A 21,610-nucleotide genomic window follows, 5' to 3' on the forward strand; every position below is an offset into this window, starting at 1 on the left:
ATCTCGTGCTCGGCCAGGCGGATCTCCTTGCGGCCGAATTCGGCCAGCGAGAGATCTGCCACCTTGTAATCGATGCCGTTGCGGACGTCAGCGGTGAGCTCAGTGCGCGCGGGAAGTTCTGAGGTCGTCATCAGCCTCTCCTGGTAGTCAGTACCGAGGCAAGGCTACCGCGTGCGGGCGCGCCCGTTCCCGGGTCCTTCGAGGCCGCGGTCAGGCGGCGGCGCGGTATCGGGCCAGCAAACGCCGCGGCTTGGGCGGCGCGACATTGGCCAGGGTCAGGTCGCCGCCGTAGTGGGCGGACACCTTGGGGTCCATCACCGCACGCCACAGCGGCGGGACGGCGGCGAGCAGCAGCATCGTGGCGTAGCCGGCGGGCAGCTGCGGCGACTCCTCGGTGGACCGCAGGGTCTGATAGCGGCGACCGGGGTTGGCGTGATGGTCGCTGTGGCGCTGCAGATGGAACAGGAAGATGTTGGTGACCAGGCGATCGCTGTTCCAGCTGTCGCGCGGGGAGCAGCGTTCCCAGCGGCCGTTGGGCTTGCGGGCGCGCAGCAGGCCGTAGTGCTCGACGTAGTTGACGGCTTCCAGCAGTCCGAACCCGATGACGGCTTGCAGAGCCAGCCACGGCAGGATCGCGGGCCCGAACGCCAGCACCAGCGAACCGAACAGCACGGCACTCATCGACCACGCCTGGAGGATGTTGTTCCCCCTGCTCCACCAGCCGCGCCCCTGCCTGGCCAGGCGCGCGCGCTCGAGCTGGATCGCGGAGCGGAAGCCGCCGATCACACTGCGCGGCAAGAACTCCCACAACGACTCACCCAGCCGGGCACTGGCCGGATCCTCGGGCGTCGCCACCCGGGCATGGTGGCCGCGATTGTGCTCGACGAAGAAGTGCCCGTACCCCGACTGGGCGAGCGCGATCTTCGACAGCAATCTTTCAGCACGCTCCACCCGGTGGCCCAATTCGTGGGCGGCGTTGATGCCGATGCCACTGACGAAGCCGACGGTGGCGGCCAGACCGAGCTTGTCGACGACGGCCAGATCGTCACCCGCCCACATCGCGCAGGCGATCACCAGACCGATCAACTGGACCGGCAGGAACAGATAGGTGCACCAGCGGTAATAGCGGTCGGCGGAGAGCGCTTCGTAATCCTCCTCGCGCGGATTGTTGCCGTCCTCGCCGACGATCCAGTCCAGGACGGGAATGGCGATGAGCACGATGACCGGCCCGATCCACCACAGCACCTCGGCCTTGGTGTGGTACACGAGCTGGGAAGGCAACAGCGCGGACGCCGGAGCGATCAACCCTAGAGCCCAGAGATACCGTTTGGGATCACGAAGACCCCCCGGTTTGCCAACCGTTTGCACACCCGCTCCGCTGTAAAAGACCAATCGCCGACCGATGTGAATACTGACAGACCACAGGCGCGTTACACAGAGTCACATCGGCAAACGTGGTGACGGTTACACAGTGGCGAATCAGAGGCACTCACGCACCGGAGTGATCGCCGTCACCCCGCGGTGCCCTGACGCCTCGTACCTGCACGATCGCCTCGACGTACGGACTGAACAGAGCGCTCAGCTCCGCCGGAGCGTCGCGTTCGGGCACCGGCGGATTGGGGATGTAACTCAGCGCGATGCGCACCAGCGCATGCGCGAGCACATCGGCCTCCTCGTCGGTCGCGTTCACCCAGCTGTGCTGGAACACCTGGGCCAGGCGCGCGGTGGCGTGTTCGAGCAGCGGGCCCGCGTCGAGAGTGATCAGCCGCAGCAGGTCCGGCTTCATCTCCCCGGCCAGCAGCGAGCGCACCAGCGGGTCGGCCGCGGCGGCGAGGAAGAACCCGGTCATGCCGACCCGGATGGCCGCGCGGGCATCGCCGACATTGTCGTCGAGCGCCTCGCGGACGTGATCGACGAGTTCGTCGGCGAGCCGCAGCGCGTAGGCCTGGGACAGGCCGACGCGCGAACCGAACTCGTTGTAGAGCGTCTGCCTGCTGACGCCGGCCCTCGCCGCGACGTCACCGAGCGTGATCTTGGACCAATCACGCTCGGTGAGCAGATCGCGCATCCCGTCCAGGACCGAGGTGCGCAGCAGTTCACGCGCCGCCTCCTGGTACGGGATGCGCGATCCGGTGCGCGAGCCCGCGACGCTCACGAACGTTCGATCTCGACCATGAAGAAGTCGGACTTGGCCGCGCCGCAATCCGGGCAGGTCCAATTGTCGGGAATGTCCTCCCACTTGGTACCGGGCGCGATGTTGTCATCGGGCCAGCCCTGCGCCTCGTCGTATTCGAACCCGCACTGCACACACTGGTAGAGCTTGTACTCGGTCACTGCGACACTCCTACCGCCTCGAAGTCGATCTTCTCCCGCACCCCGCAGTCCGGACAGCACCAATCGTCGGGTACCGACGACCACGCCGTGCCTGCCGGAAATCCTTCGCGCGGCGCTCCTTTCGTTTCGTCGTAGACATAATCACAGACCGGGCACTTGTACGCACTCACGCCTGCCCCTCCGTTCCATACTGCGCGAGCACCTGCTCCCGGCGCTTGGGTTCGATATTGGCCAGCGTGACATCGCCGCCGTAGTGCGCGAGCACGCGCTTGTCCATCACCTTGCGCCAGATCGGCGGGAAGTAGGCGATCAGGATCATGCTCGCGTAGCCGCTGGGCAGGTTCGGCGCGCCGTCCCAGCTGCGCAGCGTCTGATAACGCCGGGTCGGGTACGCGTGGTGGTCGCTGTGGCGCTGCAGGTGGTACAGGAAGATATTGGTGACGATGTGGTCGCTGTTCCAGCTGTGTTCTGGCGCGGGCCGCTCGTAGCGTCCCCTGGCGGTCTTCTGCCGCACCAGGCCGTAGTGCTCGAGGTAGTTCACCGACTCGAGCAGGCTGAACCCGATGACGGCCTGCAGGATCAGATACGGCAGCACCTCGATGCCGAAGACCGCGATCAGGCCCAGCCACAGCACCACCGACATCGCCCAGGCGTTGAGCACGTCGTTGCGCAACGTCCACGGGCTCTTGTCCAGCCGGTGCAGGCGCTCCTTCTCCAGATGCCAGGCGGACCGGAAGCTGCCGGCCACCGTGCGCGGCCAGAACGACCAGAAGGTCTCGCCGATGCGCGCGCTGGCCGGATCCTCCGGGGTGGCGACGCGGACGTGGTGGCCACGGTTGTGCTCGATGTAGAAGTGCCCGTAGAACGACTGCGCCAGCGCGACGCGCGCGAGCCAGCGCTCGAGGTGGACCTTCTTGTGACCGAGTTCGTGCGCGGTGTTGATGCCGATGCCGCCGATCATGCCGACGCTGATGGCGATGCCGATCTTGTCGACCACGTTCGCAGCGCCCGGGAAACCGAGCCAGTGCAGGTTGGGCGCCGTGATGATGTAGCAGGCGAAGATCAGCGAGGCGTACTGGAACGGCAGGTACAGGTAGGTCAGGTACCGGTAGTACTTGTCGTTCTCCAGGTACTCCATCACCTCGTCCGGCGGATTGTTGCCGTCGGGACCGAAGAACAGATCGGCCAGCGGAATGAGGATGTACACCAGAATCGGCCCGAGCCAGAACGGGACTTCCGCGAGCCGGTGCCAGCCGAGCTGGTTGATCCCCCAGATCAGCGGGATCCCGATGGTGAACAAGCCGGTCGGGGCGAACAGACCCCACAACCAGAGATAGCGTTTGGAATCGCGCCACTGCGGGGGCGCCACCCGCTGTTCGGACGCGTTGGCATCTGTCGACATCGTCGTCTCCATCCTGCGACACAGCTCACACCTGTGATGTACGTAACCCTCTGTCACAGACGATATGTCCGGATTTGTCCGGCGTCTAGACAAATCTGCAGATTTGTAAAGCTGCAACAGTCGGATAACGAAACGGCGACCGCGCCCACCTGGGCACGGTCGCTGATTTCGCAGGTCAGAGGACTATTCAGCGGCCTTTACGGAGTGAGCAGGACATCAGCGCCGGCCGGTAGCCCGTCCACCGGCCACCACCGCAGATCCGCCGATTCGGCACTGCGAACCGGCACCGCCCCGGGCGGCGCGATGATCTCGAACAGCAGGTCCAGGTGCCGTGTCGGCACGCCGAGCGAACAGGTGATCGGGTGCGCCTGCGCGCCGTGCAGACCGGGCGTCAGACGCAGCCCCGGGATGCCCGACTCCTCCACCGCCTCGCGCAGCGCGGCGTCGGCGACCGTCTCGTCGCCCGGCTCGCAATGCCCGCCGAGCTGGATCCAGCGGCCGACCCGCGGATGCAGGGTGAGCAGCACCTCGCGGCGATCGTGCGACAACACGATCGCCGAGGCGGTGATGTGGCCCGGCGCGTGTTCACGCAGGCACCCGTTCGGCGCCGAGCCGAGGAACGCGAGCATCGCTTCCCGCAGCGACCGATCATGACCCGCCTCGGGCTGCCAGTCGGTCAACAGCTCGGTCGCCGACGCGTGCAGCGATTCCGCGCTCACAGCTCCACCAGGCCGGCGCCGGGCGAGCCGACGGTGCGCGGGGCGGGCTCGTCGAGCGGATGACCGATCGCGATGGCGCCCAACGGCATCCAGTCCTCGTCCAGACCGAGGACATCGCGGGTGATCTCCGGCGCGAAGATCGTCGACCCGATCCAGCAACTGCCGAGACCGTCGGCGGCCAGCGCCACCAGCAGGCCCTGCACCGCGGCGCCGACCGCGACGGTGAACATGGTCTGCTCGGCGGCCTGGCGACGGGCGTCGGGATAGGCGTGCGCGCCGTCGGGCACGCAGAACGGGATGATCACCTCGGGCGCGTCGAACAGGATGCGCCCGCGCGCGACCCGCCGCTCCACCCGTTCGGGCTCGAGCCCGTCGGCGGTGAGATCGGCCCGCCACTGCTCGGCCATGGCCTCGAGCAGCTGGGCGCGCAGCTTCGGCTTGCGCAGCCAGACGAAGCGCACCGGGCGGGTGTGATGCGGCGCGGGCGCGGTGAGCCCGGCCGCGACGGCCGCCCTGATCCGCTCCGGGTCGACCAGCTCGTCGGCGAAGGCACGCACGGAACGCCGCAGCGGCACAGCCTCTTTGCGGCCCATCTCGATCGCCTCGGCGGTGCCGAGCCAGAACAGGTCGTCGACGCCACCGCGCAGCAGTGCCGCCGCGCTCGACCCGTCGTCGTCGGTGGCCAGCCCGCGCACCACCGCGACCGGCACGCCGCCGAGCTTGCCCTTGACCAGATCGGCGGCGGCGGCGAGCTCGTCGGCGACGGCCACCTGGGTGACGTGCAGTTCGTTGCCCTGCCCGTCGACCGCGCCCGCGTAGTCGTGCAGCACGCGCAGCCCGGCCGCGCCGATGGCCGCGTCGATCTGGCCGTTACGCCAGGCCCGGCCCATGGTGTCGGTGATGACGACGGCCACGTCCACCCCGAGCCGCTGGGCCAGCCCGGCGCGCAGCGACTTGGCGCTGGCATCGGGATCGGTGGGCAGCAGCACCAGTTCGCCCTCGGCCACATTCGAGCCGTCGACGCCGGAGGCCGCCTGCACGATGCCGAGGCGGTTCTCCGTGATGAGGGTGCGGCCCTTGCGGGCGAGCACCCGCACGGCCTCGTCGTCGACCAGCTTGCGGCGGGCGGTGTCGCGCTCCTCCGGATCGGTCGGCGCGGCGACGATGCGGCCCTCGGCCTTGGAGACGATCTTGCTGGTGACCACGACGACGTCACCGTCGGCGAGCCACGGCGCCTGGGCGGCAAGGTGTTCGGCGATGTCGTCGCCGGGCCGGAACTCCGGCAGCCCGGTGACCGGGAGGATCCGCAGCTCGTCGGCCGCGTGGTCGGGCAGCACGCTCACGCTTTCACTCCTGCCAATTCCAGTGCGGCACGGGCCATTTCGGCCGTGGCCTCGGGGTCGGTCATGAGCAGCGGCACGCTGCGCACCTCCACACCGGGCACCTCGGCGGTGTCGGTGGAGTGCACCAGCCAGCCGTCGAGGATGCCGGTGGCCGAGCGGGCGCCGTAGTGCCGCCCGATCGCCTCGGCCGTGGACTCGACGCCGATCACCGACAGGCACTCGTCGGCCATGCCGCGCAACGGCTTTCCGTCGATCACCGGCGAGAGGCCGATCACCTTGGCCTCGGTGGTGCGCAAGGCGCCCCGGATTCCGGGGACGGCGAGGATCGCGCCGATGCTCACGACGGGGTTCGAGGGGGCCAGCAACACGGCGTCAGCGGCGGCTATGATTTCGGTCACATCTGGGGCCGGGGAGGCCTGTTCGGCGCCGATCGAGGCAAATCCGTGGGTCGGGAGCGCCGCGCGGTACCGCACCCACCATTCCTGGAAGTGGATCGCGCGACGTTCGCCGGCGTTGTCAGGATCGCTGACAACCACGTGGGTTTCACAGCGATCGTCGGTTGCCGGGATCAAACGCACGCCCGGCTGCCACCGATTGCACAGCGCTTCGGTGACCGCGGACAGCGGATATCCGGCGCGCAGCATCTCGGTACGGATGAGGTGGGTGGCGATATCGCGGTCGCCCAGGCCGAACCAATCGGGCTGGGCGTTGTATTTCGCCAGCTCCTCTTTCGCGTGCCAGGTCTCGTTCGCGTGGCCCCAGCCGCGCTCGGTGTCGATGCCACCACCGAGGGTGTACATGCAGGTGTCGAGGTCGGGGCAGATACGAAGCCCGTGCATCCAGACGTCGTCACCGACGTTGACGATGGCCGAGATGTCGGCGTCGGGCAGCAGCTGCCTGACGCCCTGGAGGAACCGTGCACCGCCGACGCCGCCGACCAGAACGGCGATCTTGGGCTCGCGCACCGCGTGTTGTGCAGTCACAGGGTCACAGCCTAGGCGGTGCCGGTTGCCGGGTTATTTCGTGACGAATTACGGCAAAGTTGCTGGTCATTTGCCACAGCACATAACAAGATCAACACGAAAGGCGGGTGTGGAGTGTAACGGAAGGGTGACGGCGGGTTGACCACCGGCGAGGGCGGCGTGTCTAATCACAGACATGTCATTCCGGTCACCGCGAGAAGACATAGCGCGGGGGCGTTTGCGAGAGGGTGTTGGCTCGCCGGAAGACAGGTTCGGGGAAGCCCGCGAGACTACGTCGCGGTGTTGGGCCGTCGGGGTTTGTGTTGGTCCGACGGAAAGAATCATTCTGCGCTAACACATAGTGAGGAGGCGGAACGATGACCGAAAACATGGTCTCGCCGACCGATTCCACAGCAGGCGCAGCTCACGCTGTCTGCGCCGACATGAGCTGGCCGGAACCGGACGTGGTAGGCGAAGTCGCGGCTCCCCGGCTGAGTCTGGTCGTGACGGGCTTCGACGAGATGTTCGAGTCCATCGAGGAGCAGTGGCAGGAACGCGCTCTCTGCGCACAGACCGACCCCGAGGCGTTCTTCCCCGAGAAGGGCGGCTCGACCCGTGAGGCCAAGCGCATCTGCTTGGGCTGCGAGGTGCGCGATCAGTGCCTGGAATACGCATTGGCGCACGACGAACGTTTCGGCATCTGGGGTGGTCTCTCGGAACGAGAGCGTCGCAGGCTGAAGCGCGGAATCGGTTAAGAGAATGTTCGAAAGTAGACTCTGAGGCTCCAGCCCGGAGCACGCAGGCGCAGTACGTCGGTGCTTCGGGCGAACGCCCAGTAGTCGCGCCGTCCTCCGGCTCGACGGGCACGACAGGTGCACGCGAGAAAGGTGGACGAGTTCCCATGGCACGTTCCCGGCGTCATTACCCGGCCCCCACCGCACGGTCGGTGACCCGCCGCGGTCGTGGCGTCCGTGGACCCATGCTCCCGCCCACCGTTCCCGCGTGGCGCACCAGAGGGCAGAAATTCGACCGGCTCGTGCTCGAGGCGTTCGCCCCGCTGGACACCCGCTGGCACGACCGGCTCACCAAGCTCGACATCGCCGTCGACGACGTACCGAAAATCCGTCCGCTGCACCCTGATTCGGTCACCTGGCCGGACGAGGTGGTCGCCGACGGGCCGGTGCCGCTGTCGCGGTTGATCCCCGCGGGCGTCGACCGGCACGGCGCAGCCACCCGCGCCAGGGTGGTGCTGTTCCGTAAGCCGCTGGAACTGCGCGCCGCCGATCCCGACGATCTCGTCGAACTGCTGCGCGAGGTCCTCGTCCAGCAGATCGCCACTTATCTCGGCGTCGACCCGGACCTGATCGATCCCGAGCCCGAATAACGACGCGCCGATAACGGGGCATATCACCGCGTGTCCGTATCCACTTTTGCGGGCTGGAGGGCTAATCTCGACGTCGTGATCCCCATGCGTCGTTGCTGCCGACCCGGCTGCAAGAACCCGGCTGTAGCGACGCTGACGTATGTGTACTCCGACTCGACCGCCGTCGTCGGACCGCTGGCCACCGTCGCCGAACCGCATTCCTGGGATCTGTGCGAAACCCACGCCTGCCGCATCACCGCCCCCAAGGGCTGGGAACTGGTGCGCCACGAAGGCGGATTCTCCTCGAGCACCCCCGACGACGACGATCTCACCGCCCTGGCCGAAGCCGTTCGCGAAGCGGGCCTGCGCCGTCGTCCCGCCGATGCCGACCAGCCCGGCTACCGCGACAACACGCCCGCGGCACCGCGCACCACCCGCACCGGCCGCCGCGGCCACCTCAGAGTCCTCCCCGATCCGTAAGACACACGCAGCCCACTGATCTCGCAAGCACATGGGTAACTCCGCAACCCCCTCCCAGCCGTGGCGCTTCCCACGCAGGACCTGTCGAAAACAGTCGAGCTACCGGACCTGTACGGCCTGAGGCGCGGGGAGGCGGATAGGCTGCTGGGCATGACGACTGTCGCGCGCTCTGGCGAACTCGTGAACGCCGTGATCAAGGCTTATGACGTCCGCGGGGTGGTGGGCGAACAGATCGATGCGGGGTTCGTCAGGGATGTGGGCGCCTCGTTCGCCCGCCTGATGCGCGACGAGGGCGCTACCCGGGTCGTGATCGGCCACGACATGCGCGAGTCCTCCCCCGAACTGGCCGCGGCCTTCGCCGACGGTGTGCAGGCCCAGGGTCTCGATGTGGTGCACATCGGGCTGGCCTCGACCGATCAGCTCTACTTCGCCTCGGGCAAGCTGGGCTGTCCCGGCGCCATGTTCACCGCCAGCCACAACCCGGCCCGCTACAACGGCATCAAGCTGTGCCGCGCGAACGCGCTGCCCGTCGGCCAGGACACCGGACTGGCCACCATCGCGGCCGAGGTCGTCGACGGCGTGCCCGCCTATGACGGCGCTCCCGGCACCGCGACGACCACCGATCTGCTCGCCGACTACGCGAGCTTCCTGCGCGAGCTGGTGAACCTCGACGACATCCGCCCGCTGACCATCGCGGTCGACGCCGGCAACGGTATGGGTGGCCACACCGTCCCCGCCGTGCTCGGCACGCTCGGCCCGATCACCATCGTGCCGCTGTACTTCGAACTCGACGGCTCGTTCCCCAACCACGAGGCCAACCCGCTCGACCCGAAGAACCTGGTCGACCTGCAGGCGCTGGTGCGCCGCAGCGGCGCCGACATCGGCCTGGCCTTCGACGGCGACGCCGACCGCTGTTTCGTCGTCGACGAGCGCGGCGAGCCGGTCTCCCCGTCGGCGATCACGGCGCTGGTCGCCCAGCGCGAGCTCGCCAAGGAGCCGGGCGCGACCGTTATCCACAACCTGATCACCTCGCGCGCGGTGCCCGAGCTGGTGGAGGAGCTCGGCGGCAAGCCGGTGCGGACCCGGGTGGGGCACTCGTTCATCAAGCAGGAGATGGCGTCGACGGGCGCGGTCTTCGGCGGCGAGCACTCCGCGCACTACTACTTCCGCGATTTCTGGGGTGCCGATTCGGGCATGCTGGCCGCGCTGCACGTGCTGGCCGCGCTCGGTGAGGGTCAGCGTCCGGTCTCGGAGCTGATGGCCGCCTACGACGTCTACGCGGCCTCCGGCGAGATCAACTCGACCGTCGCCGACGCTGCCGAGCGCACCGCGGCGGTGCTCGCCGCGTTCGCCGACCGGACCGTCTCGGTGGACCGTCTCGACGGCGTCACGGTCGATCTCGGCGCCCATGCCTGGTTCAATCTGCGCGCCTCGAATACCGAACCGCTGCTTCGTCTCAACGTCGAAGCCGGATCGCAGGCTGAAGTCGACGAACTCGTGACCGAGATTCTGGGCATCGTCCGCGCCTGACTGGAATAGTGGAATCACAGACCTTGTATTCGCCGACGGCTCGCCGGCAGACGACACAGCGCGATGAGGGGAGGTGGGATCGGCGATGATCGCTGGAACACCGGTATTCGACCTCGACGATGCCGCGTCGCTGGAGGCGGCCGACACCGGCGGCGCCTTACGTTCGGCGGCTTCGGGCGGTGCCCAGGTGCGGGCGACGGCCGCGGCGGTCGCCGAAACCTCGCTCACCGAACGCCTGTCCGAGCTGCGTCCGCGCAGTCTGGTCCTCGTCTCCGGTTCGGGCCGGGCGGCCCGCGCCGCCGGGCTGCTCGTCGCCACCCTCGGTGACCGCGCCGGGCTGCCGATCGTGCCCGTCACCTCGCTGCCGCCGTGGGTCGGACCGCTGGACGTGGTGCTGGTCGCCGGCGACGACGCGGGCGATCCGCGGCTGATCGACGCCGTCGACCGGGCGCTGCGCCGCAGCGCCGAAGTGGTGATCGCGGCGCCGAACGAGGGTCCGCTGCGCGCGGTCGCCGCAGGCCGCGCGATCGTCCTCGAACCGCGGGTGCCCGTCCTCGACCACAACCGGCTGCTGCGTTTCCTCGCCGTCGGTATCGCGGTACTCCGCGGAATCGACGCCCAGCGCAGCGTGCCCGTCACGCCCGATCTGACAGCGCTGGCCGACATGCTCGACGCCGAGGCGCTGCGCGACGGCCCGCACAACGAGGTCTTCCACAACCCGGCCAAGACGCTCGCCGCGCGCATGCTCGGCGTCGGCGTCGTCCTCGCGGGTGACTCACCGGCCGCGGTCGAACTGGCCGGGCACGGCGCCGAGGTGCTGTTGCAGTCGGCGGGCAGGCTGGCCGCGGCCGCCGACCTGTCCGACACCATCGCCGCCGTCGCGCAACTGACCGAGGCCGCGGGCGGTTCCACGCCGGGTTTCGATCCGCTGTTCCACGACGAGGAACTCGACGGACCGGCCCCGGTCGACCGGGTACGGGTGCTGGCGCTGAGCGTGCATCCCGATCAGACCGCCGTCCGGCGCAAGCTGGCGGTGTTCGAGGGCGTCGGCGGCGGACTCGTCGACGCCGATCTGGTGCGCGCCGACGTCGACGTGCTGCAGGACCAGCTCGCCGAACCGGGCACCGTGCCGGCCACCGGCAGCGCCGCTGCCACGTCCGCCGCAGGGGGCGGGCACGGCAGCGAGATCGAGCAGCTGGCGGTGCTCGCGCTGCGCCTGGACATGGCCGCCGCTTATCTTCGACTGACGGGTGCGCGCGGTGCGGCCGCGCCCCCGGATCGCTACCACGACGGGGGACGCTACTAGTGCAGGAACTCGTTGGTGCGCTGCGTTCCTACGCATGGGGTTCGCGCACCGCGCTCGCTCGGCTGTGCGGTCGGCCGGTGCCGTCGGCCCATCCCGAGGCCGAGCTCTGGTTCGGGGCGCATCCCGCCGACCCCGCGTATGTGAAGGCCGCCGAGGGCACCCGCTCGCTGCTCGAGGTGGTCGCTGCCGACCCTGCGCGTGAGCTGGGCGCGGTGGCCGACACCTTCGGTACCCGGCTGCCGTTCCTGCTCAAGATCCTCGCCGCCGAGGAACCGCTGTCGCTGCAGGCCCACCCCAGCTCGGCGCAGGCGCGGGCGGGCTTCGAGCGGGAGAACCGCACCGGGGTGCCGCTGGACTCCCCGTTGCGCAACTACCGCGACGACAGCCACAAGCCGGAACTCGTTGTCGCACTGGACCGATTCGAGGCGCTGGCCGGTTTCCGCGACCCGCACCGCACCGTCGCACTGCTGCGCGCGCTCGACGTGCCCGGCCTCAACATCTATGCCGAACTGCTTGCCGCCCAGCCCGATTCGGCCGGGCTGCGGACGCTGTTCACCACCTGGATCACGCTGCCGCCCGCCGCGCTGTCGACCCTGCTGCCCACGGTGCTCGAAGGCTGTGTGCGGTACCTGTCCAGCAAGGGCACGCGCGAGTTCACCGCCGAGGTGCGCACCGCGCTGGAACTGGCGGAGGTCTACCCCGGTGACGCCGGCGTGCTCGCGGCACTGCTGCTCAACCGGTTGACGCTGGAACCCGGCCAGGCCCTGTTCCTCGACGCGGGCAACCTGCACGCCTACCTGCGTGGGGTCGGTGTGGAGATCATGGCCAACTCCGACAACGTGTTGCGTGGCGGTCTCACCCCCAAGCACGTCGACGTGCCGGAACTGTTGCGGGTACTCGACTTCGAGCCGATCGAACTGCCGGTGATCGAGCCGGTGCTCGGCGCCGACGGCAGCGTGCGGTACCGCACACCCGCACCGGAGTTCGCGCTGTGCCGGTTCGACCTGTCCGCCGACGCCGAGCCGGTCGCGCTCGCCGACGCCGGGCCCGGCATCGTGCTGTGCACCGAGGGCACCGTCGAGCTGTCCCAGAACGGGCGCGTGCTCACCGTCGCCTGCGGCAGCGCGGCGTGGATCTCCGCGGCCGACACCGACATCAAGGCACGCGCGATCGGCGGGCCCGCGCAGCTGTTCAGCGCCTGCGTCGGCACCGGGAACTGACGCCGACGCGCACTTTCCGCGCTCAGCCGCCTAGCAATACCTCCGCATTCGCTCCGGCCATGCTCAGGTCTGAGGACGGCTACGCCGACGGCGCACACTAGGCTGTTGCGGGCACGAGCGTTACAGCGAAGCAGAAGGGCGGGCCGGTATGTCGGCTGGTGGTGGCAGGAAGGCGATCATCGCCGCATTGACAGCCAATGCGGGAATCGCGGTGTCGAAGTTCGTCGGCGCGGCGATCACCGGATCGGCATCGATGATGGCCGAAGCGGTGCACTCGGTCGCCGACACGGCGAACCAGGGTCTGCTGCTGTTCGGTCAGCGCGCGGCCGCCAAGGACGCCGACGAGCTGCACCAGTTCGGGTACGGCCGCAATCGCTACTTCTACTCGTTCGTCGTCGCGCTGGTGTTGTTCACCCTCGGCTCGGTGTACGCGATCTACGAGGGTATCCACAAGATCCAGCATCCCGAGGAGCTGAGTCAGCCGATCGTCGCGATCGTCATCCTCGGCATCGCGATCGGCCTGGAGACCTTCAGCTTCATCACCGCGGTGCGGGAATCCAAGCCGCTCAAGGGCGATGCCAGCTGGTGGCGGTTCATCCGCAACTCGCGCAGCCCCGAGCTGCCGGTGGTGCTGCTCGAGGACACCGGCGCGCTCATCGGTCTGGTGCTCGCGTTCGGCGCGGTCGGGCTGACCATGGTCACCGGCGACCCGATCTTCGACGGCATCGGCACCCTGGCCATCGGTATCCTGCTCGGCGTCATCGCGATCGTGCTGATCGTGGAGATGAAGAGTCTGCTGATCGGTGAGGGCGCCACGCCGGAGCAGGATCGCGCGGTCCGCGAGAACCTGGTCGACGGCGCCAAGATCACCTCGGTGATCCACCTCAAGACCGAATACCTGGGCCCGGAGGAGATGCTGGTGGCCGCCAAGGTGGCGATCGCGCCGAACCTCGACATCGCCGAGATCGCCGAGGCGATCGACGCGGCCGAAGTGCGGGTGCGCGCCGCGGTGCCCACCGCCCGGCTGATCTACCTCGAGCCCGATCTCTACCGGACCCAGTCCGTCTGATCCCCACGCTCCGACCGATCGCCGTCGTCCCACCAGGGGCGGCGGCGATCGCCGTCGGTGGGCCGACACGGGACCCGAGCGCGGCGGCCGTCGCGGGACCGGCAGGTACCGTCCGATGGCATGGCCGCCGAAGGTGGAGACAGCAAGATCGCGATCCTGGCCGCGCTCGCGGCGAACGCGGGCATCATGATCGCGAAGTTCATCGGGGCGTTCATCACGGGCTCGTCGTCGATGCTGGCCGAGGCCGTGCACTCGGTGGCCGACACCGGTAACGAGGCGCTGCTGCTGGTCGGGCGCAACCGGGCCGAGCAGGATCCCGACACGCTGCATCCGTTCGGGTACTCGCGCAACCGGTACTTCTATTCGTTCGTCGTGGCGCTGGTGCTGTTCACCATGGGCTGCCTGTTCGCGGTGAACGAGGCGATCCACAAGATCCGGTTCCCCCACGAGATCGAGTCCCCCGCCGTCGCGGTCGTGATTTTGCTGGTGTCGATGGCGCTCGAGGGCGGTAGCTTCCGCACCGCGCGCAAGCAGTCGGCGCCGTTGAAGGGCAGGCACAGCTGGTGGCATTTCATCCGCAACACCCGCAATCCCGAACTGCCGGTGGTGCTGCTCGAGGACATGGGCGCGTTGGTCGGCCTGCTGTTCGCGCTGGGTGGCGTGAGCCTGTCGGTGCTCACCGGCAACGGCGTGTGGGACGGCGTCGGTACCCTGCTCATCGGCCTGCTGCTCGGGGTGAACGCGATCGTGCTGATCATCGAGACCAAGAGCCTGCTCATCGGCGAGGGCGCGACGGCCAAGGAGGACATCGCGATTCGCGCCGCCCTGATCGCCGATCCGCGCATCGTGCACATCATCCGGATCCAGACCCAATACCTCGGCCCGGAGGACCTGCTGGTCAACGCGAGGATCGCGATGCGGCCCGGCCTCGACATCAGCCAGGTCGGCGAGGCCATCGACGCCGCGGACACCCGCATCCGCGCCGCCGCCCCGAACGCCTGCACCGTCTACCTGGAACCGGACGTCGTCAAGCCCGAATCGGCGCGCGCGGCGACCTGATTCAGTGGTAGGCGGGCGCGGCGCCGCGCAGGAGATCCAGCGGCTCGGTGACGATGCCGAAGCGGGTGCGCAGCATATGACGGGTGGCGTGCAGGCCGGGCATGCCGTGCACGCCGGGGCCGGGTGGGGTCGACGACGAGCAGAGGTAGGTGCCGGGGATAGGGGTGGAGTACGGGTTCCAGCGGGCCAGGGGGCGGAAGGCGGTCTGGCGCAGGGTCATCGCGCCCGCGGAGATGTCGCCGCCGATGTAGTTGGCATTGTGGGCGGGCAGGAAGGCGGCGGGCGTGACGTGCTTGGCGAGGATCAGGTCGCGGAACCCGGGGGCGAACCGCTCGACCTGGGCGATCACCGCCTCGCTGATATCGCGGTCGGAGCCGTTGGGGACGTGGGCGTAGGTGTAGAAGGTGTGCTTGCCTTCGGGTGCCCTGGTGGTGTCGACGACGCCGGGCTGGATCGCGAGCACATACGGTCGCTCGGCGAATTCGCCCGCGGCGATCCGGCGTTCGGCGTGCATCGCCTCCGCGCGGGTGCCGACCAGGTGCAGGGTGCCCGCCAGTTCACAGCCGGGTGCGGTCCACGGCACCGGGCCCGACAGCGCGAAGTCGACCTTGCAGGCCGCACCGCCGTAACGGAATCGGCCCAGGCTGTTGCGGTATCGCGGCGGCAGCCGGTCACCGGCGACGCGCAACAGCTCGGCGGGCGAGGTGTCGAACAGGACGGCACGCGCGGTGGCGAGTTCGGCGAAGTCGTCGACCCGATGCCCGGTGACGATCTCGCCGCCGAGCCGTTCCAGCTCGGCGATCATGGCGTTCGGGATCGCCTGGCTGCCACCGCGCGGGATCACCCAGCCACCCGCGTGGGCGAGGGTACCGAGCAGCAGTGCGGCGCCCACGGCGGGTAGCGCGCGGGGCTGGGTGATCGCGTGGGTGGCGACGCCGGTGAGCAGCGCGGGTGCGACCTCGTCGTGAAAGCGGTTGTTCCACAGGGGCGATCCCTGTTCGAGCAGGCGCAGGCCGAAGCGGACGGCGGTGGGTATCCGGAGCGGCGGGTGCCGCAGGTCCGACATGGCGAGGTCGACCACCTCGGGCCAGTGCTGCACCAGCGGCCCGAACAACTCGCGCCAGGCCGGGCCGTCACGACCGAGGTCGGCGACCGTGGATTCCAGATTGCGCCAGGCCAATCCGGCGATACCGCCGTCGAGGGGATGCGCGTAGGAGATGGTCGGGGTGAGCAGGTCGACGCCGTGCGCCGTGAGGTCGAACGCGCGAAAGAACGGCGACGCCAGCGCCATCGGATGCGCGCCCGCGCACACGTCGTGGTGGAATCCCGGCAGGGTCAGTTCCGCCGTCCGCGACCCACCGCCCGGCTGATCCTGGGCCTCGAGCACCCGCACCGACAACCCGGCCCGCGCCGCGATCACCGCCGCCGCCAAGCCGTTCGGTCCCGACCCGACTACTACGACTTCCGCCATCTGTCGTCCCTTCGCCCTCGGCCGCTGCGGGCGACCTGCGTCGTTGTCTCCAACCTACGCGGAGCGGCGACCTCCGCCGACGAGTCTTCGGTCACCGCGACGGGCCGCCGCCACCGGCGCGCGACCACGGGCGGATGCGGTCACGCGAACGCGGCCCAGCTCTCGACCAGCAGGGCGATCCGCCGCTCGCGCAGTTCCGGGCGAAGCCTGCCATTGCGTTCCAGCGTCGCGATGCCGTGCAGGGAGGCCCAGGCCACCTCGGTGCGCGCGCCGAGTTCGTCGCCCTCGGCGCCCGAGCTGAACATCGCCTCGAGGCCGGCGAAGGCGTCGCGCAGCGGCTGCGGGGCGTCCAGGCCGAAGGTGAGATCGGTGGTGAGCACGAAGATCGCGTCGTAGCGGGCCGAGTTGGCGGCGGCGAAGTCGAGGTAGGCGCGGGCGACTTTGTCGAGCATGTCGGCGCGGGTCGTCGCGCTCTCGCGCGCCAGACGCACCTCCTCGGCCAGCTCGACGCAGCCTTCCAGGGCGACGGCGCCCACGATGGCAGCCTTGTTCGCGAAATGGCTGTAGAGCACGGGCTGGCTGTACTCGATCCGCTCGGCCAGTTTGCGGATGGTCACCGCGTCCCAGCCCTCCGCTTCGGCCAGCTCCCGCGCGGTGTCGATGATCTGCTGATGGCGGTGGGCGCGTTCGCGTTCCTTGCGCAATTGCGTGCTCATGCTCGAAATTCTAGCAGCGCTAGACAAGATAGCGATCGCGCGTTATGGTTCTCCCAACATCTAGCGCCGCTAGATTTCAGAGCAACGCAAAACAGATCCAGGAGCACATCATGACCATCTCGCGCATCGCCACCGCCCTCTCCCTGGCCGGCGGGGCGTTCATCATCTACGTCGGCCTCAGCTACCTGATCGCCCCCGAAGCCACGGCCGCGGGCTTCGGCCTGCCCGCCTGGCCCACGGGCGACGCGGTGGGCTTCCTGAACGTCAAAGGTGTGCGCGATGTGGCCACCGGCATCGTGATCATCGCGCTGCTGGCCACCCGGCAACGCTTCGCGCTCGGCATCACGATGCTGGCGTTCGCGCTGATTCCGGTCGGCGACATGATCACGGTGCTGAGCTGGAACGGCTCCACCGCCACCGCGTTCGGCGTCCACGGCTTCACCGCGGCGCTCGTCGCCCTCACCGGTGCCCTGCTGATCCGCGAACGCCGCACCGCCACCGCCTCCGAACAGCGGGTCGCGGTCGCGGTGTGACCCCGCTCACCCCGGCGATGAATTCCGCGCGGCCCCATCGTCTTCACCCATAACGAGCATCCACCGAGGAGGAACCACCATGGCGAACGCACCGCACGGCCCCGCGTCCTACTTCCCCACCATCGAGGCCAAGTACGGCCGCACCGTCGACGAGTGGCTGACTCTCCTCGGCGCGTCCGAACAGACCAAGCACGCCGCGCTGGTCACCTGGCTCAAGACCGAGCACGGCCTCGGACACGGCCACGCCACCGCCCTGGTGCAGTACCACCTCAACCCGGAGAAATGGGCGCGCTCCTGATCCCCACCGCTCGTAAGGCCCCGCAGTCGCTGCGGGGCCTTACGCGTGCGTCACTGCACCGGAACGGGTTTCGGCTCGGGTACCGGCGCGTCGACCGGGTGGTCGTCGACCATCGTCTCCTCGTCGAAGGGCAGTTCGCGATCGAGGACGCGACGGGTGCGGTCGGCGTCGACGGTCTTGGTCCAGGTGCCGATGAGCAGGGTGGCCACCGCATTGCCCGAGAAGTTGGTCAGCGCACGGGCTTCGGACATGAAGCGGTCGATGCCGACGATCAGGCCGACACCGTCGAGGAGTTCGGGACGGTGGCTCTGCAGGCCGCCCGCGAGTGTGGCCAGGCCCGCGCCGGTGACGCCCGCGGCGCCCTTGGACGCGATGATCATGAACAGCAGCAGGCCGATCTGCTCGCCCAGGCTCAGCGGCTTGCCCATCGCGTCGGCGATGAAGATCGACGCCATGGTCAGGTAGATCGCGGTGCCGTCGAGGTTGAACGAATATCCGGTCGGCACGACGACACCCACGGTGGTGCGCTCGACGCCCGCGTGCTCCATCTTCGCCACCAGTCGCGGGAGCGCCGATTCCGAGGACGAGGTCGCCACGATCAGCAGGTACTCGCGGGCCAGGTACCGGCACAGCTTCAGGATCGACACCCCCGAGACCATCCGCAGCACGACGCCGAGCACGCCGAAGACGAAGACCAGGCAGGTCAGGTAGAACGCGATCATCAGCGTCGCCAGCTGCACCACCGCCGACCAGCCGGTCCGGCCGACCACATTGGCGATCGCGCCGAACGCGCCGATCGGAGCCAGCCACAGGATCATCGACAGGATCCGGAAGACCAGCTTCTGCCCGAGCGAGACGGCCCGCAGGATCGGCGTGCCCGCCTCGCCCATCGCCTGCACCGCGAACCCGACCAGCAGCGCGACGAACAGCGCTTGCAGCACACTGCCCGCGGTCAGCGAGGACACCAGCGTCGTCGGCACGATGTTCTGGATGAAGTCCCAGGTGCCGCCCGCGCCGTGCGCCTGCTCGGCGTACTTGGCGCCCGCCCCCGCACTGCCCGCGCCCAGTCCGGTGCCGGGTTCGATCAGGTTGCCGACGACGAGCCCGATACCCAGCGCGACCGTCGACATCGCGAGGAAGTAGGCGATGGCCAGGCCGCCGACCTTGCCGACGGTGGCGGCCGCGCGCACCGATCCGATGCCGAGCACGATCGTGCAGAAGATGACGGGTGCGATCATCATCTTGATCAGGTTCACGAACAGGGTGCCCAGCGGCGCCAGCGACTGACCGAATTCCGGCGCCAGCCGGCCGACCAGGATGCCCGCGAGGACCGCGAAGATCACCGCGATGTACAGCCAATGGGTATGGTCGCGTTTCCGCGATGGTGCGGTGGTTGTGCTCATGGCGCCCAAGCATGCGCAACCGCTGTGATACCCATCACATTTGGTGCATAACGTTCAAGGCGAGGTCGGAGGGGCAAGATGCGACGAGTGCGACTGTCGCTCGCCGGACAGGCCTTCCTGTGGCAGCTGGTGGTGCTGGCGCTGATGATCGGCACCGGGGCCATCCTGGCGGTCTTCGACGCCCGCCACGACCACGATGTGGCGACCGAACTGCAGGTCCGCGACGTGGCGGTCTCCGTGGCGCGGGCGCCGTCGACGCTGGCCGCGGTGAACTCCCCCTACCCCAGCGGACTGCTGCAGCCGACCACCGAGCGGATCCGCGCCGATACCGGCATGGACTTCATCGTCGTGATGGCCCCGGACCGCACCCGCTACACCCACACCAATCCCGCGCTGATCGGCAAGCCGTTCACCGGCAGCATCGACGCCGCGCTGGCCGGGCAGACGTTCACCGAGACCTTCACCGGCACGCTCGGACCGTCGATCCGCGCGGTCACCCCGGTCTACGACAGCGGCCGGGTGGTCGCGCTGGTCTCGGCGGGGGTCACCCGCGCCAGGATCGGCACCCAGGTCGCGTCCCAGGTGCCGGTGATCCTGAGTGTCTCCGCGGCGGGCCTCGCGCTGGCCGCGTTGTCGTCGTTCCTGATCAGCCGCAGGCTGCGCCGCCAGACCCACGGCCTGGCGCCCGACGAACTGCGCGCGCTCTACGAACACCACGACGCGGTGCTGCACTCCGTGCACGAGGGCCTGGTGGTGTTCGGGTCGGGTCCCGGGCCTGCCGAGGTGGTCAACGATCAGGCGCGCACACTGCTCGACCTGCCCGACGGGCCGGTGCATCGCAGCGACCTGCCGACCTCGCTGCGGCAGATGCGCTGGGGCGTCGTGCGCGACGAGACCCACGTGACCACCGATCGGGTGCTGCTGGTCAACCAGGATGTGGTCAGCTGGGAGGGCCGCCCGATCGGCACCGTGCTCACCATCCGCGACCAGACCGAACTGCGCGCGGTCCTCGGCGAACTCGACTCGGTCCGCGGTTTCGCCGAGTCGCTGCGCGCCCAGGCACACGAGGCGGCGAACCGGCTGCACACCGTCGTCACGATGGTCGAGCTGGGCCGCCCGGAGGAGGCGGTCGCCTTCGCCACCGCGGAGCTGCAGCTCTCGCAGGTCCTCATCGACCGGCTGCTGGCCGCGGTGGGTGACGCGGCGCTGGCCGCGCTGCTGCTGGGCAAGGTCGATCAGGCGGCCGAACGCGGGGTGAGCCTGGCCATCAGCGAGGACACCGCGCTGGACTCCACCGATCCGCTGTCGGCGCACGAGGCCGTCACCCTGGTCGGCAATCTGGTCGACAACGCGATCGACGCCGCCGCGGGCACCGTCGACAAGCGGGTCGAGGTATCGGTGCGCCACCGCGACGGCGAACTGCTGGTGCGGGTCGCCGACAGCGGACCCGGCATGTCGGCGCAGATGTTCGTGCGCGCCGCCGAACGCGGCTACACCACCAAATCCGACCACGCCGGACTCGGCTTGGCACTCGTGCACCGCCTCGTCGATCGGCACGGCGGCGCCATCACCACCACGGCCGCACCACACAGCGCGGTCATCGTTCGCATTCCGCTGAGGGAGAAGACATGATCCGCGTCCTGATCGTCGAGGACGAACCGTTGATCGCCCAGGCACACCGGGCCTATCTCGAGCGGCTCGACGGGTTCGCCACCGGCGGTGTCGCGCATACCGGTCGCGATGCGCTCGGCCTGGCCGCCGAGGCGATCGCCGACGGCAGGCCGTTCCACCTGGTGCTGATGGACATCGGCCTGCCCGACATCAGCGGACTCGAGGTGGCCGCCGCGCTCAACAGCCTCGAACCGCGCCCCGACGTCATCGCGATCACCTCGGCGCGCGAGCTGAACATGGTGCGCAGCGCCGTCGCCCACGGCGTGGTGCTGTACCTGCTCAAGCCCTTCACCTTCGCCGCGTTCCGCGAGAAGCTGGAGCGCTACCGCGATTTCGACACCGCACTGCCCGCGGGCGAAGCGGCCCTGTCGCAGTACGACATCGACCGCGCCCTCGGTGCGCTACGCACCGCCGACCAGCGGGCGGGCGCACCGAAAGGCGTTGTGCAGCACACCCTCGAGGAAGTGTCGCGCGCCGTCCGTTCTGCCGAAGCGGGCATCACCGCGACCGACGCCGCGGCCGCCGTCGGTGTCTCCCGCATCACCGCCTGGCGCTACCTGGAAAAACTCGCCGACGACGGATTGGCCGAACGCCGAGCCGATTACGGCCGCGCAGGCCGCCCCAAAACCCGCTACCGCTGGCGCGCGGGCGCGTAACCCGGCTGAGGACAGGCGCCCGCCGTTCGACTACCACTCGCGCGCGGGCGCGTCGCTGAGGGCAGGTGCACGGCG

23 protein-coding genes are annotated in these 21,610 nt (G+C 69.1%); 12 read left to right on the plus strand and 11 right to left on the minus strand.

All coding sequences use genetic code 11. The features are described 5' to 3' along the window. Positions 1–210: 210 nt before the first annotated feature. From ACFVAV_RS35180 to cofD, 8 genes are all read right to left on the minus strand, one after another. Positions 211–1,305, minus strand: a complete 1,095-nt coding sequence (locus tag ACFVAV_RS35180; RefSeq protein ID WP_379040013.1) for an alkane 1-monooxygenase — start codon at positions 1,303–1,305, stop codon at positions 211–213. 184 nt (positions 1,306–1,489) lie between these two features. Further along, positions 1,490–2,068, minus strand: coding sequence for a TetR family transcriptional regulator (locus ACFVAV_RS35185; protein ID WP_379040041.1), 579 nt, complete (start codon positions 2,066–2,068; stop codon positions 1,490–1,492). 83 nt (positions 2,069–2,151) lie between these two features. After that, positions 2,152–2,334: a rubredoxin gene (locus ACFVAV_RS35190; RefSeq protein WP_189026616.1), complete on the minus strand. Its 183-nt coding sequence runs from the start codon at positions 2,332–2,334 to the stop codon at positions 2,152–2,154. After that, positions 2,331–2,504, minus strand: coding sequence for a rubredoxin (locus tag ACFVAV_RS35195; protein ID WP_379040014.1), 174 nt, complete (start codon positions 2,502–2,504; stop codon positions 2,331–2,333). The genes ACFVAV_RS35190 and ACFVAV_RS35195 overlap by 4 nt, the downstream gene beginning before the upstream one ends. Continuing rightward, positions 2,501–3,736, minus strand: coding sequence for an alkane 1-monooxygenase (locus ACFVAV_RS35200; protein ID WP_379040015.1), 1,236 nt, complete (start codon positions 3,734–3,736; stop codon positions 2,501–2,503). The genes ACFVAV_RS35195 and ACFVAV_RS35200 overlap by 4 nt, the downstream gene beginning before the upstream one ends. 197 nt (positions 3,737–3,933) lie before the next feature. Continuing rightward, positions 3,934–4,455, minus strand: a complete 522-nt coding sequence (locus ACFVAV_RS35205) for an NUDIX hydrolase (RefSeq protein ID WP_379040016.1) — start codon at positions 4,453–4,455, stop codon at positions 3,934–3,936. Then, positions 4,452–5,798 (minus strand): coenzyme F420-0:L-glutamate ligase, encoded by a 1,347-nt coding sequence (locus tag ACFVAV_RS35210; RefSeq protein WP_379040017.1) that lies wholly within the window; start codon positions 5,796–5,798, stop codon positions 4,452–4,454. Before ACFVAV_RS35210 ends, ACFVAV_RS35205 begins: the two co-directional genes overlap by 4 nt. Continuing rightward, positions 5,795–6,781 carry a 2-phospho-L-lactate transferase gene (cofD, locus tag ACFVAV_RS35215; RefSeq protein ID WP_379040019.1) on the minus strand — a complete coding sequence of 329 codons (987 nt, stop codon included), beginning with the start codon at positions 6,779–6,781 and terminating at the stop codon, positions 5,795–5,797. The genes ACFVAV_RS35210 and cofD overlap by 4 nt, the downstream gene beginning before the upstream one ends. 500 nt (positions 6,782–7,281) lie before the next feature. Between cofD and ACFVAV_RS35220 the strand changes: the two genes are divergently transcribed. The 8 genes from ACFVAV_RS35220 to ACFVAV_RS35255 all read left to right on the plus strand — a co-directional run bounded on the left by ACFVAV_RS35220 (position 7,282) and on the right by ACFVAV_RS35255 (position 14,787). After that, positions 7,282–7,515: a WhiB family transcriptional regulator gene (locus tag ACFVAV_RS35220; RefSeq protein ID WP_133733920.1), complete on the plus strand. Its 234-nt coding sequence runs from the start codon at positions 7,282–7,284 to the stop codon at positions 7,513–7,515. Between the two features lie 146 nt (positions 7,516–7,661). Next, a complete protein-coding gene (locus tag ACFVAV_RS35225) occupies positions 7,662–8,144 on the plus strand; it encodes a metallopeptidase family protein (RefSeq protein WP_378849288.1) in 483 nt (160 codons plus the stop codon). Positions 8,145–8,228: 84 nt separating this feature from the next. Next, the gene (locus ACFVAV_RS35230) at positions 8,229–8,603 is read left to right on the plus strand and encodes a DUF3499 domain-containing protein (RefSeq protein ID WP_195826244.1); all 375 of its coding nucleotides are present in this window, start codon (positions 8,229–8,231) and stop codon (positions 8,601–8,603) included. A gap of 150 nt (positions 8,604–8,753) precedes the next feature. After that, positions 8,754–10,133 (plus strand): phosphomannomutase/phosphoglucomutase, encoded by a 1,380-nt coding sequence (locus ACFVAV_RS35235; protein WP_379040020.1) that lies wholly within the window; start codon positions 8,754–8,756, stop codon positions 10,131–10,133. Positions 10,134–10,218: 85 nt separating this feature from the next. Beyond that, positions 10,219–11,439 (plus strand): tobH protein, encoded by a 1,221-nt coding sequence (locus ACFVAV_RS35240; protein ID WP_379040021.1) that lies wholly within the window; start codon positions 10,219–10,221, stop codon positions 11,437–11,439. Then, on the plus strand, positions 11,439–12,659 hold the full coding sequence (gene manA / locus ACFVAV_RS35245) for a mannose-6-phosphate isomerase, class I (protein ID WP_379040022.1): 1,221 nt from the start codon (positions 11,439–11,441) through the stop codon (positions 12,657–12,659). The genes ACFVAV_RS35240 and manA overlap by 1 nt, the downstream gene beginning before the upstream one ends. Before the next feature lie 148 nt (positions 12,660–12,807). Next, the gene (locus tag ACFVAV_RS35250; protein WP_379040023.1) at positions 12,808–13,728 is read left to right on the plus strand and encodes a cation diffusion facilitator family transporter; all 921 of its coding nucleotides are present in this window, start codon (positions 12,808–12,810) and stop codon (positions 13,726–13,728) included. 120 nt (positions 13,729–13,848) lie between these two features. After that, positions 13,849–14,787, plus strand: coding sequence for a cation diffusion facilitator family transporter (locus ACFVAV_RS35255; RefSeq protein WP_379040024.1), 939 nt, complete (start codon positions 13,849–13,851; stop codon positions 14,785–14,787). A 1-nt stretch (position 14,788) separates the two neighbouring features. Here the strand turns inward: ACFVAV_RS35255 and ACFVAV_RS35260 are convergent, their stop codons facing one another. Together ACFVAV_RS35260 and ACFVAV_RS35265 are read right to left on the minus strand one after the other, a co-directional pair. Further along, entirely contained in the window at positions 14,789–16,258 is a 1,470-nt protein-coding gene (locus ACFVAV_RS35260; protein ID WP_379040025.1) for a phytoene desaturase family protein, read from the minus strand. 140 nt (positions 16,259–16,398) lie between these two features. Further along, the gene (locus tag ACFVAV_RS35265; RefSeq protein ID WP_379040026.1) at positions 16,399–16,974 is read right to left on the minus strand and encodes a TetR/AcrR family transcriptional regulator; all 576 of its coding nucleotides are present in this window, start codon (positions 16,972–16,974) and stop codon (positions 16,399–16,401) included. A gap of 110 nt (positions 16,975–17,084) precedes the next feature. Here ACFVAV_RS35265 and ACFVAV_RS35270 point away from each other — a divergent pair, with 110 nt between their 5' ends. Both ACFVAV_RS35270 and ACFVAV_RS35275 read left to right on the plus strand, forming a co-directional pair. Continuing rightward, positions 17,085–17,507, plus strand: coding sequence for a DUF4267 domain-containing protein (locus ACFVAV_RS35270; RefSeq protein ID WP_379040027.1), 423 nt, complete (start codon positions 17,085–17,087; stop codon positions 17,505–17,507). Positions 17,508–17,586: 79 nt separating this feature from the next. Next, positions 17,587–17,805 carry a DUF4287 domain-containing protein gene (locus ACFVAV_RS35275; protein WP_379040028.1) on the plus strand — a complete coding sequence of 73 codons (219 nt, stop codon included), beginning with the start codon at positions 17,587–17,589 and terminating at the stop codon, positions 17,803–17,805. Between the two features lie 50 nt (positions 17,806–17,855). On the opposite strand, the gene ACFVAV_RS35280 is transcribed toward ACFVAV_RS35275, so the two are convergent. Further along, entirely contained in the window at positions 17,856–19,208 is a 1,353-nt protein-coding gene (locus ACFVAV_RS35280) for a cation:dicarboxylate symporter family transporter (protein WP_379040029.1), read from the minus strand. A gap of 78 nt (positions 19,209–19,286) precedes the next feature. Here ACFVAV_RS35280 and ACFVAV_RS35285 point away from each other — a divergent pair, with 78 nt between their 5' ends. Both ACFVAV_RS35285 and ACFVAV_RS35290 read left to right on the plus strand, forming a co-directional pair. Beyond that, positions 19,287–20,840 (plus strand): ATP-binding protein, encoded by a 1,554-nt coding sequence (locus tag ACFVAV_RS35285; protein WP_379040030.1) that lies wholly within the window; start codon positions 19,287–19,289, stop codon positions 20,838–20,840. After that, positions 20,837–21,535, plus strand: a complete 699-nt coding sequence (locus tag ACFVAV_RS35290; RefSeq protein ID WP_379040031.1) for a response regulator — start codon at positions 20,837–20,839, stop codon at positions 21,533–21,535. Before ACFVAV_RS35285 ends, ACFVAV_RS35290 begins: the two co-directional genes overlap by 4 nt. Positions 21,536–21,610: the final 75 nt, after the last annotated feature.

Source organism: Nocardia sp. NPDC057663 (assembly GCF_042799895.1).
Lineage (GTDB): Bacteria > Actinomycetota > Actinomycetes > Mycobacteriales > Mycobacteriaceae > Nocardia.

Excerpts from the sequence above, each read along its gene's own strand:
- ACFVAV_RS35235 (WP_379040020.1), top strand. The coding sequence starts at position 8,754 with ATGACGACTGTCGCGCGCTCTGGCGAACTCGTGAACGCCGTGATCAAG.
- ACFVAV_RS35260 (WP_379040025.1), bottom strand. The coding sequence starts at position 16,258 with ATGGCGGAAGTCGTAGTAGTCGGGTCGGGACCGAACGGCTTGGCGGCG.
- ACFVAV_RS35270 (WP_379040027.1), top strand. The coding sequence starts at position 17,085 with ATGACCATCTCGCGCATCGCCACCGCCCTCTCCCTGGCCGGCGGGGCG.
- ACFVAV_RS35230 (WP_195826244.1), top strand. The coding sequence starts at position 8,229 with ATGCGTCGTTGCTGCCGACCCGGCTGCAAGAACCCGGCTGTAGCGACG.
- ACFVAV_RS35280 (WP_379040029.1), bottom strand. The coding sequence starts at position 19,208 with ATGAGCACAACCACCGCACCATCGCGGAAACGCGACCATACCCATTGG.
- ACFVAV_RS35275 (WP_379040028.1), top strand. The coding sequence starts at position 17,587 with ATGGCGAACGCACCGCACGGCCCCGCGTCCTACTTCCCCACCATCGAG.
- ACFVAV_RS35200 (WP_379040015.1), bottom strand. The coding sequence starts at position 3,736 with ATGTCGACAGATGCCAACGCGTCCGAACAGCGGGTGGCGCCCCCGCAG.
- ACFVAV_RS35285 (WP_379040030.1), top strand. The coding sequence starts at position 19,287 with ATGCGACGAGTGCGACTGTCGCTCGCCGGACAGGCCTTCCTGTGGCAG.
- ACFVAV_RS35185 (WP_379040041.1), bottom strand. The coding sequence starts at position 2,068 with ATGCGCGATCTGCTCACCGAGCGTGATTGGTCCAAGATCACGCTCGGT.
- ACFVAV_RS35250 (WP_379040023.1), top strand. The coding sequence starts at position 12,808 with ATGTCGGCTGGTGGTGGCAGGAAGGCGATCATCGCCGCATTGACAGCC.
- ACFVAV_RS35240 (WP_379040021.1), top strand. The coding sequence starts at position 10,219 with ATGATCGCTGGAACACCGGTATTCGACCTCGACGATGCCGCGTCGCTG.
- ACFVAV_RS35225 (WP_378849288.1), top strand. The coding sequence starts at position 7,662 with ATGGCACGTTCCCGGCGTCATTACCCGGCCCCCACCGCACGGTCGGTG.
- ACFVAV_RS35255 (WP_379040024.1), top strand. The coding sequence starts at position 13,849 with ATGGCCGCCGAAGGTGGAGACAGCAAGATCGCGATCCTGGCCGCGCTC.
- ACFVAV_RS35220 (WP_133733920.1), top strand. The coding sequence starts at position 7,282 with ATGTTCGAGTCCATCGAGGAGCAGTGGCAGGAACGCGCTCTCTGCGCA.
- ACFVAV_RS35290 (WP_379040031.1), top strand. The coding sequence starts at position 20,837 with ATGATCCGCGTCCTGATCGTCGAGGACGAACCGTTGATCGCCCAGGCA.
- ACFVAV_RS35265 (WP_379040026.1), bottom strand. The coding sequence starts at position 16,974 with ATGAGCACGCAATTGCGCAAGGAACGCGAACGCGCCCACCGCCATCAG.